We start from the raw sequence: 17,871 nt of genomic DNA on the forward strand, positions 1-17,871 counted from the left end.
CATGAGCTACTACAATGGCACGCGACCCCATCTGTCATTGAACAAGGACGCGCCGATATCACGCGCCGCCGAGACAGGCGGACGCATTATCTGTCGCCCGATTTTGGGTGGGTTGCACCACCAATATGCCCGGATTGATTTGCGATAAGGACACCAGTCTTCAGCTGAGAAATGTCGCCGTGTCGCGCGGCGAATGTCCTTCACACCTGCTCTGCAGGCTCTTTGGCGCTTGAGGATTTGGGTCTCATCTTCGTTCCTTTGTCACTGCGACGAGATCCAAATCCTCAAATCAATACCTCAAATTTGTGCCATGGGCGCTGACGGCAGACAATGCGTGTCCCGGCCGAGAATGAAGAATTGGAGATCGACGGGCAGCCCGTCGTAGACCAGTGCGACGGGATACTCATTGCCAGCCATAAAGCTGCTGATGCGCCACGATGGGTGGACCCCTCCGAGAAAGCGTGCGGGGGTGCCCGGCTCCAAACTCACATCGAAGCTATCGAGAGGGATCTGCAGCCCGCCGCCGCCTGCTTTGACGTAAGCCTCTTTGCGGGTCCAGCACAGGAAAAACCCTTCAGCCCGCTTCTGTCGTGGAAGCCTGGCCAGCGATCGTATCTCTCCGGCGGGAAAATAATGGTGCGCGATGTCCTCGTATTCGACGTCAGGGCGAACTCTCTCGACGTCCACCCCGATATTTCGATTCCAGCCGAAGGCGAAAACCGCAACATCCTGTGAATGAGACAGGTTGAAACTCAGTGTTCGTCCGGCTGAATTGGGCACGAGCGCCGGCTTTCCCTCTCGTCCAAGCAAGAACTGCAAATCTTTAGGCTGCTTTCGCAGATATTGCGCCAGAAGCGTTCTCAACGTCCCGCGCGCCGTTATGAAGCGATCTCGATCGCGATCGAACCGAAAGCGCGCTGCTCGTTTGTTCTCGTCTTCGCTCAGATGCGAATGCAGCAACGATTGAGAGGAGGCATCAACGTCCAGATGGCTCTGCCAGACGTGAATCTCATCGGGCCATAACGGGGGAGGAGATTGTGCCTGCCTCCATACAGCTGAATCGAGCAAGGCGCGGTCTCCTGAGAGTCTGGCCGCGTGCTTGCGGACCAAAGCATTTGATGACGAATTTGCTCGCCGACCTCGCGCGGCGACCGCTTCTCCGTTGGGGATCAGCGATGCGACAGCTTCCGGATCATCGATAGTTGATGGGAACCTGACGACAGCCCTGACCCAGACGTACTGCAAGGCAGCCGTACCGCCGCGGAGTTGCGTGGTTCCGCGCGTCCGGGGGGCGATAGGCCAACTGGTGTTGTCAGCGGCGTAACAGTTTCCGGAAAAGGAGAAGTCGATCATCTGCTGCGCCCCTGGACGCAGAGCTCCCAACAAGTTCGCCAAACTCCTCATATCCGTTCTTCTCGTAAAATCCGGGGGCCTGGAATGCGTAGGAACTAAGCCAGACACCTGTGCATCCCTGCTCCCGCGCCGCGTTTTCGACAGCCGCAAGAAGGCGGGAACCGAGACCTTGGCGACGATCGGATTCGGCGACGTAGAGCAGTTCAATGAACAGCCATCCGTAAAGGATGTCTCCCCAAACACCGCTGGACGCCTCGCCAGTGTCAGGATCTCTTACGATGATTGCGATGTTTCGATGGCCGCTCGGTCCACCACGAGCTGTGTTGTCGCGAACCAAAGACTGTAACAGAGCTGCGTGATCGCGAGAATCGGGTGACCAGTCGACGAACAGTTCCTGTTTCATGCCCTAGCTCACGTTGTCGATGCTGGCGTCCGCCCGGAGACGTTTTTGCGGCCCAAGAATGTCAAATTTCTATGGGACCCACCGAACTCTTGCAAGGAAGGGGGTCTCACATCCGTTTGTCCGAGAAGCATCTGGGTATGGCAGCTTCATTGGTGTCCGAGAATGCAGCGGGAGCGCTGCTCAACACCGAACCTGCATCCGCATCACAGCGCCGGACGTGGTTCATGGAACTTGTTGCTCCGGGCATTCCGCAACATCACCTGCCGTTCGCCCTCGAGGTTTTCGGAGAGGTTGACATTGCTGCACTCCAGCTCAGCCTGGATTTTCTTGTCGAGCGACACGAGGCTCTCAGGACGCTATTCGTGGACGATGGCGGGACGCTACGCCAAGTTGTCGGCGACCCTCGCCCTATGGTCGTGCTCGTCGATGCACCGTCCGGTCCCACCCCTGACCTGAGGACGATCCTTCACGAGCAGGTTGCCGCCCCGTTTGACCTCAGCCGGGGTCCCCTGGTTCGTCTGGTTATCGTCAGGCGCGCGCCGGCCGTGCATGTTCTGGTGTTCGTCCTGCACCATATCATCGCCGACAACCTCTCGCTTGGCCTGTTCGTTCGTGAGATGGCCGAGGCCTACACATCATTTTGTGCTCGCAGCCTTCCTGCACTTGCGCCGCTGCCTTGGCAATACGCCGACTTCGCAATTGCCGAGGCAGGCTGGCTGGCCACTCGCACATTTCGCGTTCGCCTGCACCGTTATGCGGAGAAACTCGGCCCGACAATGGCGCAGTTGGACTTTGGCGCCGGCCGAGCCGTTCGTTCGGGACAGGTTGGCGCAAATGACGTCCTGCCTGTCGACGCTGCAACACTAGGTCGCCTCAAGGAGGTCGCGCAACAAACCGGCGTCACTCTGTTTACGGTGCTGCTCGCCGCGCTCCAGACAGTGCTTGCTCCCTACGCGAACGGGCCGGATTTCGTCATCGCCGTGCCCGTGGCCGGCCGTGGCAGCGATGGAGCGGAAGGCGTCATTGGTCCGTTTGCCAACGTTATCGCGCTGAAGGCCAGCGCTCGTGCCGCCCAGACCGTGGCCGAACTTGTGGCCGAGGTCGGGCGTCAGCTTGTGGATACTCTCGAATATGAAAACGTGCCTTGGGATGCGCTGGTGCGCGCCACCAACCCGTCGCGCTCGGCAGATGCGGCCCCGCTCAGCCAGGTGATGTTCTCTTCGGTAGCCGTGCCCACACCGCTCCGGCGCTTTGGACGCCTACCGTGCCGGCCAACCTGGCTGCCATCGCCCGCTCCAACAGCCGACCTCTTTGTGACCGCTTCCGAAACGCCGGACGGCCTCTTGTGGATCGGCTTTGACAGCCGGCCGGACAAGGTGCCTCTTCGTACCGTCTCCCGCCTGTCGGACGCACTGCGAACCGTGCTCCTCCAGATTGCCCATGGAGACATCACGACGCTTGAGGCCTTTCCGGCGCGGATTGCAAACGATGCCGCCGGTTTGTCTCGCGACCCCATGCCTACCGCAGTCGGCGCCAACCCAGCCCTCCGTCTCGTTCGCAACGCTTCAGAGTCCCCAGAGCGTCGTGAAGCCCTGGAGAAACTTGTTGCTGAGCTATGGGAGCACCTCCTTGGCTCGCCGCCAAACCACATGCGCGAGGACTTCTTCGACGCCGGGGGTGATTCGCTCATGGCCGTGCGGCTGATGTCCGCGCTGTCGCGACGCCTGGACCGAAAGCTGCCGGTGGCGTTGTTCTTTGAGGATCCCACGGTGGCCGGATTGGTGAACGGCTTGGCGGAAAGCAGTACTCACAGCGGACCGGACCATGCAGTCACCAAGATTGTCGGAGGAAGCGACGGGCGGTTGCTGTTCATCTGCAGCGCGCAGCGCAATAGCATCCAGCTGGCAAAGGCACTCGGGCCGGGGCCAACGGTGTACAAGCTGGACGTTTACAATCTTCAGGAGCAGCGGCTGCTTGCTGAGCAGCCCATGATCGACAGCGTCGAAGCCATCGCCACCGAATTCCGATCAAGGATGAAGGCCATTCAACCAGAAGGACCCTATCTGCTGGCAGGCGGTTGCGAGGGCGGCGTCGTAGCTCTTGAGATAGCTCTCCAGCTTCAGCAGGCAGGTGAAAAGATTGCACTGCTTGGGCAGCTTGACACGCCCGTTCGCGGCTTCTTCGAGTCGAAGCCGGCCTTCCTGCGCCCCATCCGAATCGCCAAACGATGGCTAGATGTTTTTATCCGCCGAATGCTGACTTCGGATGCGTCTGCATATGAATGGCATCTGCGTATTTGGGGAGGAATCTGGCCTAGTGTGCGCGCGTACCACCCTGGGTGTCTGTTCGACGGCGATGTTCACCTCTTCAAGGCCGCGCCAACCCTTGGCATGGCTGACGTCGCCTCGGGCTGGGACCGCCGGGTCACTGGCCGGGTCGTGATCCACAAGGTGCCCGGTGGCCATGACAATTGGATGGAATATCCGCAGAGCGCTGCCATCGTCCGCGCCGCTTTGGACGAGGTCGTGGCCCCTGTTCCAACAGCCTCAGGGAATCGTCGCATTGTCTGAACGGACCGTCACCTTCATCCGGAGCACGGTGCCGGCCTCAAGTCGTGTACCCGGCGGGCTTCGTGAGCTTGTGGCCTATCGTGAGCTGCTGGGATTCATGACGGTCAACCGTCTGCGGGTACGTTATCAAAACAGTTGGCTAGGCTGGGCCTGGGCGGTCCTGCAGCCGCTCGCATTCCTGGCATTTCTGACGGTGGTCGGTTCCGCCGTCGGCGGCCGTTCGACCTCGGATATCCCTTATCCGCTCTTCATTCTCGCCAGCCTCTCGCCGTGGACATTCTTCGCAACGTCGCTGAATACGGCTGCTGCGGGTGTGCTGAGCAGCAGGTCGCTTATTGCGAAGGTGTATTTCCCCCGCGAGATCGTGCCGCTTTCCTACGTGTTTGCCGCACTCGCCGACCTTGCCATCGCGACCGCGCTGACGATGGTGGCTCTCGCCTGCAGCGGACATGGCATTCCGGCGACTGTAATCGAGCTGGCGCCCATTTGCCTGATCCTGATCATCTACGCGGCTGCCTTTTCATTGGCGCTCTCAATCGCGCAGATCGGATTTCGTGACATCGCGATCGGATTGCCTCTGCTGCTGCAAGGTGTCCTGTTTACGACACCCGTGTTGTATCCCTTGAATGCCGTTCCCGCGCAGTGGAGGGCGGTCTATGAGCTCAATCCTCTGGCGTTGCTGGTCGAGGCATTCCGCGGCGCACTGGTCGGCAAGCAAATCATCAGTGCTGAGCAACTCGTTTACGCTGCCGTCGTTGGACTGATCCTGTTCGGCATCGCATATTTCATGTTCAAGACTGCCGAACCGGACATGGTCGACGAAATTTAGCCATGGCAGCTGTCGATATCGCAGTACGCAACGTGTCAAAGTCCTATCGCGTTCATCGCGACGGCGGACGTAGCCTGTTCAGGTTCAGGCGGACAAAGCGCATTTGGGCCCTGAAAGAGGTCAGCTTCGATGTTCAGCGCGGCGAAGCACTGGGTGTTGTCGGAGCGAACGGTTCTGGCAAGACGACTTTGATCAAACTGCTCGCCCGCATCACGTCGCCCGACCGCGGGGATATCACCATCGCTGGCCGTCTCATGTCACTCGTGGAAGTTGGAGCGGGCTTCCACCCTGAACTGAGCGGCCGTGACAACGTCTTCCTGAACGCAGCGATCTTTGGAGTTCCAGCGGCTGAGGTACAAAAGCGCTTCGACCGCATAGTGGAATTCTCGGGACTGGCCGACTTTATCGATGCCCCAGTCAAGACCTATTCATCGGGGATGTTCGTGAGGCTGGGCTTCGCGGTAGCCTCTCAGCTTGATGCGGATATCCTGCTGCTCGACGAAGTGTTGGCCGTTGGCGATCTGTCTTTCCAGGCCCGTTGCATGGATCGGATCGAAGAGATCCGGCGCTCGGGGCGCACGATCCTGCTTGTTTCGCATGATCTCGCGGCGGTGGAGCGGCTCTGCGACAGAGTCCTCCTGCTGACGTCAGGTGAAATGGCAGGCGAAGGCAGCCCGCGCGACATGATCGAAAAATATCAAATCAGCGCAGCCAAGGGCCTTCCGAGTTCAAATTTGAATTTTGATGGGGGTGGCATCGCCCTGCACGGCGTCAGCTTCGTCGGTCGTGACGGTGCTCGTCCCAGGACAGGAGCTCCTCTGACCGTCCGCGTCAGCTACGAGGCCGAAGTGTCCATTGACGACGTCGTGTTCACCGTCAGCTTCATCTGGCCCAGCGGCTATATCTGCACCGAGCTTGTGTCGACCTCTGCCACACTCGCTGCAGGACGGGGACATGTCGTTTTCGATTGTCCAATCCTCGCTATTCAGCGGGGACTGTATACGGTCGATCTCGCAGTCACGACTGGCTCGGGGCGTGTTCTGGCCAGGCGCATACGCGCCGCGCCATTTCGCGTCGATCCGGGTCTTATCGTGCAAGGCGATTTCTATATGACGCACAGTGCCAAGCTGGAGCGGGACGAGAACTGAATCCCCTCAGTTCATGCCCTGCTTGACGCTTCGTATAAGTGCATCCAGTTCTTCCGGCGGCAGCTTGGCAAGGCGATTTCGCAAGTCACTTAATGCCGTCCTTGAGCGCGCCCGAGGCCTGATCTCCGTCAATTCCTGGTCGTCGGCCGGCGGGGCGTCTTTTACGGCGTTGGAAAAACCTGCCAGCGTTGGGTTGTCGAACAGCGCCCGGATTGGGATGTCGATGCCGAACCGGCGCCGCACACGCACGATGACTTGCATGGCAAGCAGTGAATTGCCGCCGAGGTCAAAGAAATCGTCGGTTGCTTGAATGTCGTCCTCACGCAGTACGGTTCGCCAGATGCCTGCCACGTCGGCATTCACCGGCATCGTGCCGGGTGCAGCCTCCTGGCGTGTGGGCGCATCAGCAAGCGATTTGAGAGCCATCTGATCGACCTTGCCGCTCGGCAAGAGCGGAAGCGCATCAACCACGAACAGTTTGGCGGGGACCGCTGCCGACGGCAAACGCTCCTGAAGCGATGCACGCAATTCGCTCGGAACGGGCGCCTTCTGTTCCTGGTGTCCGACAACGAATGCGACCAGTCGTTGTTGGTCAGCATCGCCCACGATCATCGCTGCGGCGTCCTTCACCGTGGCGTGGCTGCGGAGCGCCCCAAGGACCTCGTCGAGTTCCAGCCTGACACCCCGCAGCTTCACCTGGTTGTCGTTGCGGCCGAGATAAAGGATCGTGCCATCCGCCCGGCACACTCCACGGTCGCCAGTATTGAACAGTATCGGCGAAGGCGCGCCCGCAATCGGATTGACTCTGAAGCGCTCGGCAGTCAGATCGGGTTTGCCCCAATAGCCAAGTGCCAGGCAAGCGCCGCCCGCGTGGATCACGCCGGGCATGCCCACCGGGGTAGGCTGGCCCACGCGGTCGAGAACGTAGACCTGCGTATTGGCAATGGGTTTGCCAATCGGCACGGGTCCGTCGGCGTCTGCGTCCTGAACCTCGTGGACAAGAATGTCGGCTGCGACCTCGGAAGATCCGTAGAGATTGATGAGCTTTCGGCCGGGGCAGGCCAGCTTGAAACGTCTCACGAGATCCGGCGTGAGAACTTCGCCGCTCACCGACCACATCTTGAGAGCCGGCAGACGCCTTCCCAGGTCGGGCGCGTGGTCGAGCAGCACGCGCAGCAACGTCGGCACGAGCACAATCCTGGTGACGCAATGCTGTCCGAGCAGCGCGATGAATTTTTCCGGATCAAGGACGATCTCATCCGGAATGATCACCGTCGGCACGCCTGCCAGCAGCGGTCCAAGCATTTCCCAGATGGCGTCAACGAAGCCGATCGACGTCTTGCAACAGGCCACCTCGCCGCGGGCGAACGGATAAGCCTCATGCATCCAGTCGATGCGGTTCATCAAGGCTCTGGTCGTGCCCATGACGCCCTTTGGCACCCCGGTCGAGCCGGACGTGAAGAGGACATAGGCGAGATCGATGCCCGCTCCTGTACCCACCATCTCGACCGGCTTGCTCCAAAGCGGCGCATCCCGATCCATCACGACTGCTGAAAGCCCGGCGGGCAGGCGGTTGGACAAGGCGCGAAGGGTGAGCACGGTACGGCAGCCGGCCAGTCCGACGAGTTGTGCGAGCCGCTTATCCGGTTGCGCCGGATCGAGAGGAACCCACGGTATACCGGCGATTAGGCAGCCCAGTACGGCCGCGAAGGCATCGACCGAGCGGGGCAGGAAGATGCCGACCGGCTCGGCGGTATGGCCACGCAGCGCCGTTGCGACCTGACCAGCACGCCGAGCAAGCTCGCAAAAGCTGATCCGCTGATCGTCAGAAATGAGCGCGACGTCGCCCGGCAGCTTGGCCGAAATCGCGGCAAAGGCTTCTGCCGGAGTATGTTGCAGGTATTGGCGTGCCGTGGAATTCCACTCGAACACGGCACGTTGCCAGTCGTCCTTGTCAAGCAAGTTGATGCCACTGATAGCTCGCTCGGGTTTGTCGACGACCGCCTCCAGGATACGCCGGAATTGATCGGCCATTCGCGCTATCATCGACGGGTCGAAGAGTTCGCTGTCATATTCGAATGAGCAAGCGAGTCCGTCACTCTCGATGATCTCGAGCGAGAGATCCAGTTTGGCCACACCAGGGTCGACGTCCACGTCCTGAATCTGGAGGCCGGCCAGCTTCGGCGCTTGATGTCGAAAGTTCTGCAGCACGAACATGACCTGAAAGATCGGGGAATGGTCCCGTGTCCGCGGACCACCCATATCAGCCACGACCCGCTCGAACGGAACGTGCTGGTGCTCAAACGCGTCGAGCAAGACCGACCGATTGCGGGCCAGCATTGCAGCAAAGGTGGGATCGCCTGACAAATCCCCGCGCAGCGCCAATGTATTCACAAAGCAACCGATGAGTTGCGCGAGATCTTCGTCGCGACTTCCGGACACTGGCGTACCGACCACGACGTCGTCTGTATCGGCCCAGCGTTGCAGCAGAATTTGGAATGCCGATAGAAGGCCCATGAAGAGAGTGGCACCGTGGCGGGAGCACAACGCTCGCAGCGCTTCGATGAGACGTTCATCTATGTCGAACCCGAGACGCTTGCCGCAGTGGCCCCGTTGGGCGGAACGCGGGCGAACAGTCGGCAATGCAAGGACAGGTGGCGCGCCAGCAAGCGCTTTCCGCCAGAACGCGACGTCTTGCTCGAATGCTGCTCGCGCGTACAGCCGTTCCTGCCGTTCGGCGAAATCGCTGTATTGAACCGCGAGCTCCGGCAAGGATACCGGCTCGTCGCTTAGTTTCGCCTCGTAGAGACTGGCGAGTTCATCGAAGAAGGTCCCCATTGACGACCCGTCGATGATGACGTGATGAAATACGATGACGAGCAGGTGCTCTTCTTCCGACAGCCGCGCAAGCGCAACCCGCAAGTGCGGCGGAACGGCGAGATCAAAGGCAGTCTGACACATTCGCGCCGCAAGTGCGTCCACCTGCATACGACGTTCAGATTCCGACAGTGAGCTGAAGTCCTGCTCGTCGACGGCGAACGAGATCTTGTCATGCACCTGCTGCAGAACCATCCCGTTTCGCTCGACAAGCCCCGTCCGCAGGACTTCGTGCCGCGCGATAAGGTCGTCAAATGCACGCGCGAGGAGATGGTTGTGAACCATCCCTCTGAGCCGCAGCACTCTCAACAGATTGAATACGGGCGTTCCCGGGTCGATTTCATTCGTCAACCAAAATGCGCGTTGCTGTGCAGAGGCTAATAAGTCCCGCAAAAGATAGCTCCATTCCCGGTGCGGAACCAATTGTCACTCGCTGGTTCCAGATCTTGCCTCAGTATATTCTCAACTATGCGCAAGTTGCGGCAAGCAACCTGCCGCGTTTGGGGTGGAGCACTTGGCGCGGATTGGCGAGCGAATGGAGTGCTACGGCGGCGACCGTAGCGTGCTCTGGCGTAGAGTTGCGCACTCGACGCGATTCGAACGTGTGGCACGTCCAGGATTTGAACCTAAGCAGCGGGTTCCGGCAGGCCGCAAGGATGCTTCGCAGCGAGCTAGGCCGCCAGCCACCAACAAAGTGGGCTCCCGCGATTGTGGGTTTCGCGATGTGGCGAACCTCCGCCACTGTGCCAAGCGCTCACACCACCATCATGAGGACAAAAAGCGGTTCCTCATGTCGGTGATTGCGTATGATTCCCTCCCTGGGCACCAAAACTACGCTTTTTCACGCTGGAGCACGATCTCGTGCGATTGCGTTCGCCAGATAATCGGCGGGAAGGGCGCTCGCGGATTTCTCTCCCTAAGCCCCGCTAAGTTTGCGTACGTCCCCCAAACCAGACGAGGCGCGAATCCGGTTTTGAAGAAATAGCCAGAACCGGTTGTTGAGGTGTCTCGGGGACGATACCAACCGCGATAAACAAAGTTTACGATCCCTTGCAAATAGGCGTTGGCTGTTGCGCCGGTGGCGGATGATCCTTCTTGTATTGAGCCAGGATAGGCTCGAGGGTTTCCTTTGGCCAAAATGTCGGAGCGAGGATTTCGTTCAAACAGGAAGCGTTCCAATATAGTCCCACGCCAGACAGCGACCGGCCAGCCGCCATTGCTCGCGCGACGGCGTTGACGTCGGCGGCCTCAGGATAGATGTAAAGCGTTGTCGGATTGTCCTTCACCATCGCGATGATTTGCGCTGCGTCCGATGGCGCCCAACTGGTGCAGCCGTTGCTGCGGCCGCCGGCGTAATCAACCAGCGTTCCAAACGGAACGTAACCGTCGCGGTTTGCGTACGGACTGCGCGGATCTTTTCGAAGACAGACGTTCCTCAACAACTCGGCCGGATGCCCGCCGATCTCGCGCTCTCGGGCATTTGCGGTCTCGCCCTCGCCATCAAACTGAACGAACGAGCGCACTAGAACCGCGTCTTGTTTCGCCGAAACACGGTAGTAGCCTTTGAAAGACGTCTTCGTCTCGCCGGTTACATAGGCCCCGCCAGTTGTCAGAGTTGAGTCCATCGCATTGCCGAAGTTCTTCGCGCAGCGTCTTCCGTTCGCGAAATCCGCGACGCCTTTCAAATCGCGACCGCCGCCGTGACCGGCCGAAATCGCGCGAAACGATCGATCGGATTCGCAGAGGACGTAGAACCTGTCCCCCAATTTGCCATCGCCCAGATCATTGGGACGCGTAGCGTCCATGGCGAAGTAGCAGGGATTTTTGACCGCGCCTTCGCTCACTTTTTTGCTGATGAAGCGCGCGCGCCCTCTGCAGGACCACTTGTGCGATTTGACCTTCGCCTTCGCCGACATGAGCCCTCAGCCAAGCCGGAATGTCCGATGATTGCTGCGCGGCAAAAGACCGCGACGACGCCACTAAGGCGATGACGACGATGAAGAGGCTGAACATCAGAAGGATGGATCTTAACCGCACCGGATCAATTCTCCTGTTTCGAAGCGTTTTTGCCCGCACATTCAAGTGTCGCAGCGCATGCAGCCGCTAGCGCCGGGCCTGGCGGCCGGACAAGCGGTTACTCCATAAGGGCGCTCGCAATCGTTCTGATATTGTGCCTGAGCATCTCGATGTAGCTCGGAGCCTCGCCATCTTTCGCTGTCAAGCTATCGGAATAAAGCGTTCCGCCGATCGCTGCCCCGGTCTCGGAGCCAATCTGGCGCATCAGTCTGGGGTCGCTGATGTTTTCCAGGAAGACTGCTGGAGTTTTTTCTTTCTTGACCTGCGCGATGATGGCTGCAACATCCCGGGCGCTCGGCTCGGTTTCGGTCGAAACGCCCTGGGGCGCCACGAATGTGATGTCGTAGGCGGCGGCGAAATAACCAAAAGCATCGTGGGTTGAAATCACCTTGCGCCGCTCGACGGGAAGCGACGCGAGCGCCTCGCGTACATCGCGGTCGAGCGTTTCCAGCTTGGCCAGATAGGCCGATGCATTGTCTCTGTACGTCGCGGCGTTGGCGGGATCGGCGGCCACCATGGCGTCGCGGATATTGGCGACGTAGATCTCTGCGTTCGCAACGGATTGCCAGGCGTGCGGGTCGACCGACCCCAAACCACGATCACGACTCAGTATTTCGCCGGCAGCAACCTTGCGCGGCACGATGCGGTGGGTCGCGACGACGATGGGCGCGTTGCCGCCGGATGATTGGACGAGCCGCGGCAGCCAGCCCTCCAGGCCGAGCCCATTGACTATCACAAGTCGGGCGTTCCTGATCGCCTCCGCATCGGCGGTCGTCGGTGTGTAGACGTGGACGTCACCATTGGGACCGACCAGCGTCGTGACCTCGACCCGATCGCCGCCAACGTTCCTGGCGAAATCAGCGAGGATCGAAAATGTCGCCACGACCTGTAGCTTCGTTGCGTCTTGTTGCGCAGAAGCCGGCAAGATCGCCGAGGCTACCGCAAGGCCGATCAAAATCAGCAGCCGAAAGCCTTGAAAACAGGCCTTCTGCCACGATGCGGAGATGTGGTGTGGCGAACGCCGGGCCAAATAGAAATCAAACTGCCGTCGAGCGTCGGCATGTACAGGGGTGTCGCGACACAGCCGGAACAAGAGGGCCTCTCCGAATTGCTTGATTGATCGGTCCCTTGCGTCTTCTTCCGATCCAATGTAACGTAATAACATTACAATTCGGGTCGCAACAAACTGGGGGCATTCCGCATCAAGTTCCTGAGGCATCTTTCTGCGCGATCCCGGCCCGAAGCCCACATGCGCAGATGAGCGATCCCGACGATATGACGAAAAGCGCTGCCGCCCACGAAACGCGAGGAGGACACGACACCATGGCCGATGCTGCACCCCGGATTCCCGTCACGGTTCTCACCGGCTATCTCGGCTCCGGGAAGACCACGCTGTTGAACCGCATTCTCTCCGAGACCCATGGCAAGCGGTTTGCGGTGATCGTGAACGAATTCGGAGAGATCGGCATCGACAACGATCTCATCGTCAACGCAGACGAGGAGATTTTCGAGATGAACAATGGCTGCATCTGCTGCACGGTTCGCGGCGACCTCATTCGCATCATCGCGGGGCTGATGCGCCGCAGCCGCGGCTTCGACGGTATTGTGGTCGAGACCACGGGTCTCGCGGATCCCGCGCCAGTGGCACAGACCTTCTTTGTCGACGAAGACGTCGGCCGCAAGACCAAGCTTGATGCCATCGTCACAGTCGCGGACGCCAAGCACCTGCTAACCAGATCGATCGAACTCCTGAAGCGCAGGAGCAATTGGCGTTCGCCGATGTCGTTCTCGTCAACAAAGTCGATCTTGTCGACGAGAAGGGTCTCGCGACGCTCGAGCGTCGCATCCGCAAAATCAATCCTTACGCGGTGATCCATCGGACCGAGCGCTGCAGCCTCGCTCTCGACCAGGTGCTGGGGCGGGACGCCTTCAATCTTGACCGTATTCTCGAGGTCGAGCCGGGCTTCCTCACTGAGGAGCACGATCATGAGCATGATGACAGTGTTGCCAGCCTGTCGCTGGTCGCCGACCGCCCGATGAATCCAGAGACATTCATCCCGTGGATCAATGATGTCGCCCAACGCTACGCTACCGACATCCTGCGCATGAAGGGGATCATTGCGTTGGCGAACGACGACCGGCGATTTGTCGTTCAGGGCGTCCACATGCTGATCGAGGGTGGCAGCCAGCGCGCGTGGAAGCATGACGAGGCCCGCCAGACCCGGCTCGTCTTCATCGGACGCGATCTGCCCACGGATGTGCTCAAGCACGATTTTGAGGCTTGCTGCGCCTGAGGGGAGGGCAGATGGGAGAGATCGTAGGATTTGTTTCGAAATCCGACCTCGAGCGGGCGCGTCTGATCCGGGAGGCCCGCGCGATCTAGGACAGCATATTCCCGCCGGTCGATGCGGCCGGCGAGCGGCAGGACGATCGCGCTACGGAAGGGAGGCAAACGGGCGGGACGGGCCCGCTCCATCGAAAAGAAACGGGCGGATGACGGACATGACCGCATCCGGGAATTCCTCATGGAGAGACAGCTTGCCCTTCTCCAGCCGCACCAGCCGAACATGCGGCAAGGCCGCCAGCGCTTCGATTTCGCTGCGCGAGCGTGCAGGGGTCTCGTGCCCATAGACCACCAGTGTCGGTTTATCCGCCTTCCGCACCAGGCCACAAAAGTCCTCGCGACTTGCGACCCGATCGAGGTATCCGGTCACAAACCGCACCGAACCGTGGCGCGCTCCCTTTGCCTGCGTTACCGCAAGCTTGGCGGCGAGCCGGTCGCCGGAGAGCCAGTCCGCCTCGCTATAGACGTGCTCGCGCGCCATTCTCGTCACCACAAAACGGCTGACATTGATCCGGTAGAACAACTGGCCGATCAGCGGCCAATCGATCGCCGCTCGCACGCGGGCGAACCAGGGGCGATGGCCCATCATCGTGGGGAGGGGCCCTCGCCAGGTCGGCGCGAGCAGCACGAGGCGGTCGACCGCGTCGCGGTGGCGCGCCGCATGATGAAGCGCATAGGTCGCCGCATGTCCGGCGGCGACAATCATGCGTGACGCCGGCGACATCTGGCCCAAGAACCAGTCCAGGAATGTCGAAAGCATCTCGGGCGACCAGTAGGCGCGCGGGCGCGGCAGATCGCCGAATCCGGGCCAGTCGACGGTCGTCGCACGACAGTCGGATGCCAGTCGCTCGAGCAGCGGATACATCTCGGCGCGCGTCGAAATCGAGCTGAGCGCAGGCAGCAGGATCACGTCCGGACCGTTTCCCGCACTGGCCATTCCGATCGAGAGCGCCCGGCCTTCCCACGGATACTCGATTGTGCGCTCGATAATCATGCTCAACTGCCCTTGCACATCGACGTCGTACGTACCGCGGCGCTTTGCTTCGATGGCGCTCCTGCGCTTGGCGGAAATGCCACGACGCTGCTTCGTCAATGGCAAGGACGATTATAGCCTATGGATCGCCATATTCCTTTGGTCCATAGTCGCGTCAGACGGGGAAATAACGCGTTGACGAAATTCATGCCGGCACGGGTTTTCGTGCAGCGCTGCGGAGCCTGTCTTGCGCTCGTGGCGCTCGCGCTCCAGCTCGTGCTGTCTTTCGCCCACGTCCACAAGCATGATGTCATGTTCTCCGGGCGCGCTCGCCTCAATGTCGCGAGCATCGGGCAAGTCCGGCCGCAACGGCAGGCCGCCGAGTGGCATCCGTCGCGCCTGGCCGATGACGATGAAAATTGCACGATCTGCTTCTCGAGCTTCCTGCTGGCGAATTCGTCGATACCGTATGCGCCGGCAAAGTTGCCTTTGCTCGAATGGAGTAGCCTTGATCGCTCGCCCAACCCCGGTTCGGATATCGCAATTCAGCCGCGCCGCGCGGCCTTCTTGCCGCGCGCGCCGCCTGCCTGCTGACCGCTCGAGTCGCTGTCCTGCGTAGCAGGGCCTAGCGACGATACTTGCAACAACTGAAGCCGTCGGGCTCCTCTTTGGTCGCAGGTCGCAGGTCGCAGGTCGCAGGTCGCAGGTCGCTGCCGTCTGCTCGGCGGCGACGTCTGCTTCATGCGAGCGCATCCGAGATCGCCGCGCCCGCCGCTTGCGGGCGTTCACACTGGCTTTCCCACCGGGCAACACAGTCATGACAAGACGGCTCTATCCCTCCTTCTGCGCGATGCTCCTGCTCGCGCTGTCCGTCCACCGCGCGCAGGCGCATCCCCACGTCTGGGTCACCTTCCACAGCGAAGTGCTTTATGCGGCGGATGGCACCATGACGGGCATTCGCCACGCCTGGACCTTCGATGACATGTTTTCCGCCTATGCGCTTCAGGGCATCGCACACGCCAAGAAAGGCCAATACACGCGAGAAGAACTGGCGTCGCTGGCGCAGACCAACGTCGATTCGCTTAAGGAGTATGCTTATTTCACGTATGCGCGCACCGACGGCAAGAAGCTGAAGTTTTCGGATCCTGTCGACTACTGGCTCGAATACAAGAATGCCGCTCTCACGCTGCATTTCACCCTGCCGTTGAAGGCGGCGGCCCCAGCGAAGGCGATACGAATCGAGATCTACGATCCCTCCATCTTCGTGGATTTCGAGTTCGCCAAGGACAAGCCGGTGTCCTTGAGCGGGGCGCCGCAATGCCTGGTGACCTACGATTTGCCGCACCAGCCGACACCGGCCGAACAGGCGCGGCTTAGCCAGCTCGATGCCGTCCCGCTCGACCCCTCCAGCACCTATGGCGAGACCTTCGCCAACAAGATCCTGGTGAAGTGCCCATGACCCGGTCGCGCGTTCTGATCTTGGCTTTGCTAGCGGCGATCGTCGCGCTCAGTGCCAGCGAGGTCGCATCGGCGCAGGGCGCGCCGTTTGGCGCACCTCATCCCGCCGCCGCTGCGCCGGGCTCAAGCTTCATCGGCTGGATCTTCGCCGAGCAGGCGGCCTTTTACCGTTCGCTGTCCGGCGTCATCAAAGCGAGCAAGCAGAACGGAGCGGCGATGTGGAGCCTGTTCGGCATCTCGTTTGTCTACGGCGTTTTCCATGCCGTCGGGCCGGGCCATGGCAAGGCTGTGATCTCCTCCTATCTCGTCGCCAACCAAGAGACCTGGCGCCGTGGTGTTGTTCTGTCCTTTGTGTCAGCAGGCATTCAATCCGTCGTCGCCATCATTGTCGTGGCGATTGCGGCGGTTCTTCTTGGCGCCACTGCCAAGGCGATCGGCCTGACTGTGCATCTCGTCGAGCTCGTCAGCTACGTGCTGGTCATCCTGATCGGCCTGCGGCTTCTGTACGTCAAAGGCCGCGGCTTTCTCATGGCCTGCCGCGAACCGACGCGGCGCCAGACACCCGTCCTGGCCTTCGCTGCAGCTCAAGGCGGCAAGACCTTTCAGTTGCCTAACCGGCGTCTCGGCGTGATGGCCATGCGCGGCGGTCAATGCCAAGTTGATGGGTGCACCGGTCACGTACACCGCTTTCACTGCGAGCATGCTGATCATCACGAATCGGCCTGGGGGCACGCCCACGGGCCGGAGCCGGCCGGGCTTGCCGGCGCGGGCGGTTGGCAGCGTGGCTTGTCGGTGGTCGTTGCGGTCGGCCTGCGGCCATGTTCCGGCGCGATCATCGTGCTCATCTTCGCGCTGACGCAGGACCTGTTCTGGACCGGCGTCGGCGCGACGCTGATCATGGGATTGGGAACGGCCGTCACGGTGGCCGCGATCGCAACAGCCGCCATCAGCGCGCGGCAGCTCGCAAGCCACATTGCGAGCGCGCGGGCCGGATTCGGCATGCTCGCAATGAGAGCGATCGAGGTCGGCGCCGCAGCGTTGATCGTTGCACTCGGCGCCTTGTTGCTGGCCGGTTACATGTCCAGCGAGCGGCTCTGGATGTTCACGGGATAGGCCCGACGCCATCGTCCCAATCGGATCCAGCTGGCTGCAATTGTGGCGTTCGGCTCAACGGCCGACCGGCTGGCTCATGTTGGTCCAGCTTCGGGAGCTGACGTCCTCATGCTTGCCCGTTCGTACGGTTGGGGGTCATGCGCGCAGATTTGGCCGCACATCGACCATTTTCGGCGCGCCCTTGGCAGCCGACATGTGGACGAATGTTTGATTTTCTCGATATGGGCCATCGCTTGCCCCTTTAGTAGTCGATTAGGCAGCCACACGCGTCAGGTCGAAAGGCGGAATCGCAAGCACTGGCACTTCACACAGCGAGCTCAGGAATTTGGGATTCGATCAATCGCAAGAATCGGGGTGTTGCCAGCCCAGATTTGAACCTACTCGGCGATCATTTTGAGTGGCGATGGATCGCGCGTGAACGGCGGCTTTTGGCGGACTATAAAGAGGCCGCGCACCGAGTTAAGCTGCCCTCCGGTAAGAAAACAGGGCCCCCGAAATAGTGGGTTTAGCGATGTAGCGGACCACTGACTCGAACCCCCGACAGCTCGGGCGACACGATCCGAGCTGCAAAGTTCACCTCATGCGGCGCGACGCCGGTGTTGATGGGGATCCAGCTGGACCTAGGTTGCCGGAGCTAGCTCAAGCTTGCTCATGATGGATTGGAGCGAGAATTCAACTTTTTCAATTAGTTAGAGGGCAGCATGTGCACGATGTGTGCACCAAGAGA

At 60.6% G+C, this 17,871-nt stretch carries 11 protein-coding genes and 2 pseudogenes; 7 read left to right on the top strand and 6 right to left on the bottom strand.

Features of this window, described 5'->3' with window-relative positions; all coding sequences use genetic code 11:
• Positions 1-297: 297 nt before the first annotated feature.
• Together ACZXDY_RS40640 and ACZXDY_RS40645 are read right to left on the bottom strand one after the other, a co-directional pair.
• On the bottom strand, positions 298-1,353 hold the full coding sequence (locus ACZXDY_RS40640; RefSeq protein ID WP_464349361.1) for a 4'-phosphopantetheinyl transferase family protein: 1,056 nt from the start codon (positions 1,351-1,353) through the stop codon (positions 298-300).
• Positions 1,313-1,756 carry a GNAT family N-acetyltransferase gene (locus tag ACZXDY_RS40645; RefSeq protein WP_464349362.1) on the bottom strand — a complete coding sequence of 148 codons (444 nt, stop codon included), beginning with the start codon at positions 1,754-1,756 and terminating at the stop codon, positions 1,313-1,315. Before ACZXDY_RS40645 ends, ACZXDY_RS40640 begins: the two co-directional genes overlap by 41 nt.
• A gap of 137 nt (positions 1,757-1,893) precedes the next feature.
• Between ACZXDY_RS40645 and ACZXDY_RS40650 the strand changes: the two genes are divergently transcribed.
• Genes ACZXDY_RS40650 through ACZXDY_RS40660 form a run of 3 tightly spaced genes read left to right on the top strand, consistent with a single transcriptional unit; the run spans position 1,894 to position 6,303 of the window.
• Complete coding sequence (locus ACZXDY_RS40650; RefSeq protein WP_464349363.1) at positions 1,894-4,326, top strand: condensation domain-containing protein; 2,433 nt, start codon at positions 1,894-1,896, stop codon at positions 4,324-4,326.
• Positions 4,319-5,155 carry an ABC transporter permease gene (locus ACZXDY_RS40655; protein WP_464349364.1) on the top strand — a complete coding sequence of 279 codons (837 nt, stop codon included), beginning with the start codon at positions 4,319-4,321 and terminating at the stop codon, positions 5,153-5,155. Before ACZXDY_RS40650 ends, ACZXDY_RS40655 begins: the two co-directional genes overlap by 8 nt.
• 2 nt (positions 5,156-5,157) lie before the next feature.
• Positions 5,158-6,303 carry an ABC transporter ATP-binding protein gene (locus ACZXDY_RS40660; RefSeq protein WP_464349365.1) on the top strand — a complete coding sequence of 382 codons (1,146 nt, stop codon included), beginning with the start codon at positions 5,158-5,160 and terminating at the stop codon, positions 6,301-6,303.
• Positions 6,304-6,309: 6 nt separating this feature from the next.
• On the opposite strand, the gene ACZXDY_RS40665 is transcribed toward ACZXDY_RS40660, so the two are convergent.
• From ACZXDY_RS40665 to ACZXDY_RS40675, 3 genes and pseudogenes are all read right to left on the bottom strand, one after another.
• On the bottom strand, positions 6,310-9,603 hold the full coding sequence (locus ACZXDY_RS40665; protein WP_464349366.1) for a non-ribosomal peptide synthetase: 3,294 nt from the start codon (positions 9,601-9,603) through the stop codon (positions 6,310-6,312).
• 617 nt (positions 9,604-10,220) lie between these two features.
• Positions 10,221-11,217 (bottom strand): annotated as a pseudogene (locus ACZXDY_RS40670) (hypothetical protein).
• Between the two features lie 97 nt (positions 11,218-11,314).
• Positions 11,315-12,184: a metal ABC transporter substrate-binding protein gene (locus ACZXDY_RS40675; RefSeq protein WP_464349371.1), complete on the bottom strand. Its 870-nt coding sequence runs from the start codon at positions 12,182-12,184 to the stop codon at positions 11,315-11,317.
• Between the two features lie 395 nt (positions 12,185-12,579).
• On the opposite strand from ACZXDY_RS40675, the pseudogene ACZXDY_RS40680 reads away from it, so the two are divergent.
• A pseudogene (locus tag ACZXDY_RS40680) lies at positions 12,580-13,550 on the top strand (CobW family GTP-binding protein).
• Between the two features lie 141 nt (positions 13,551-13,691).
• Here ACZXDY_RS40680 and ACZXDY_RS40685 read toward each other — a convergent pair.
• The gene (locus ACZXDY_RS40685; RefSeq protein ID WP_464349367.1) at positions 13,692-14,594 is read right to left on the bottom strand and encodes an alpha/beta fold hydrolase; all 903 of its coding nucleotides are present in this window, start codon (positions 14,592-14,594) and stop codon (positions 13,692-13,694) included.
• A gap of 234 nt (positions 14,595-14,828) precedes the next feature.
• Between ACZXDY_RS40685 and ACZXDY_RS40690 the strand changes: the two genes are divergently transcribed.
• The 3 genes from ACZXDY_RS40690 (at position 14,829) to ACZXDY_RS40700 (ending at position 17,144) form a co-directional block, all read left to right on the top strand.
• Complete coding sequence (locus ACZXDY_RS40690) at positions 14,829-15,167, top strand: hypothetical protein (RefSeq protein ID WP_464349368.1); 339 nt, start codon at positions 14,829-14,831, stop codon at positions 15,165-15,167.
• A gap of 223 nt (positions 15,168-15,390) precedes the next feature.
• Complete coding sequence (locus ACZXDY_RS40695; protein ID WP_464349369.1) at positions 15,391-16,032, top strand: DUF1007 family protein; 642 nt, start codon at positions 15,391-15,393, stop codon at positions 16,030-16,032.
• Positions 16,029-17,144, top strand: coding sequence for a nickel/cobalt transporter (locus tag ACZXDY_RS40700; RefSeq protein ID WP_464349370.1), 1,116 nt, complete (start codon positions 16,029-16,031; stop codon positions 17,142-17,144). The genes ACZXDY_RS40695 and ACZXDY_RS40700 overlap by 4 nt, the downstream gene beginning before the upstream one ends.
• Positions 17,145-17,871 lie beyond the last annotated feature (727 nt).

This window comes from Bradyrhizobium sp. LeoB3 (assembly GCF_055456055.1).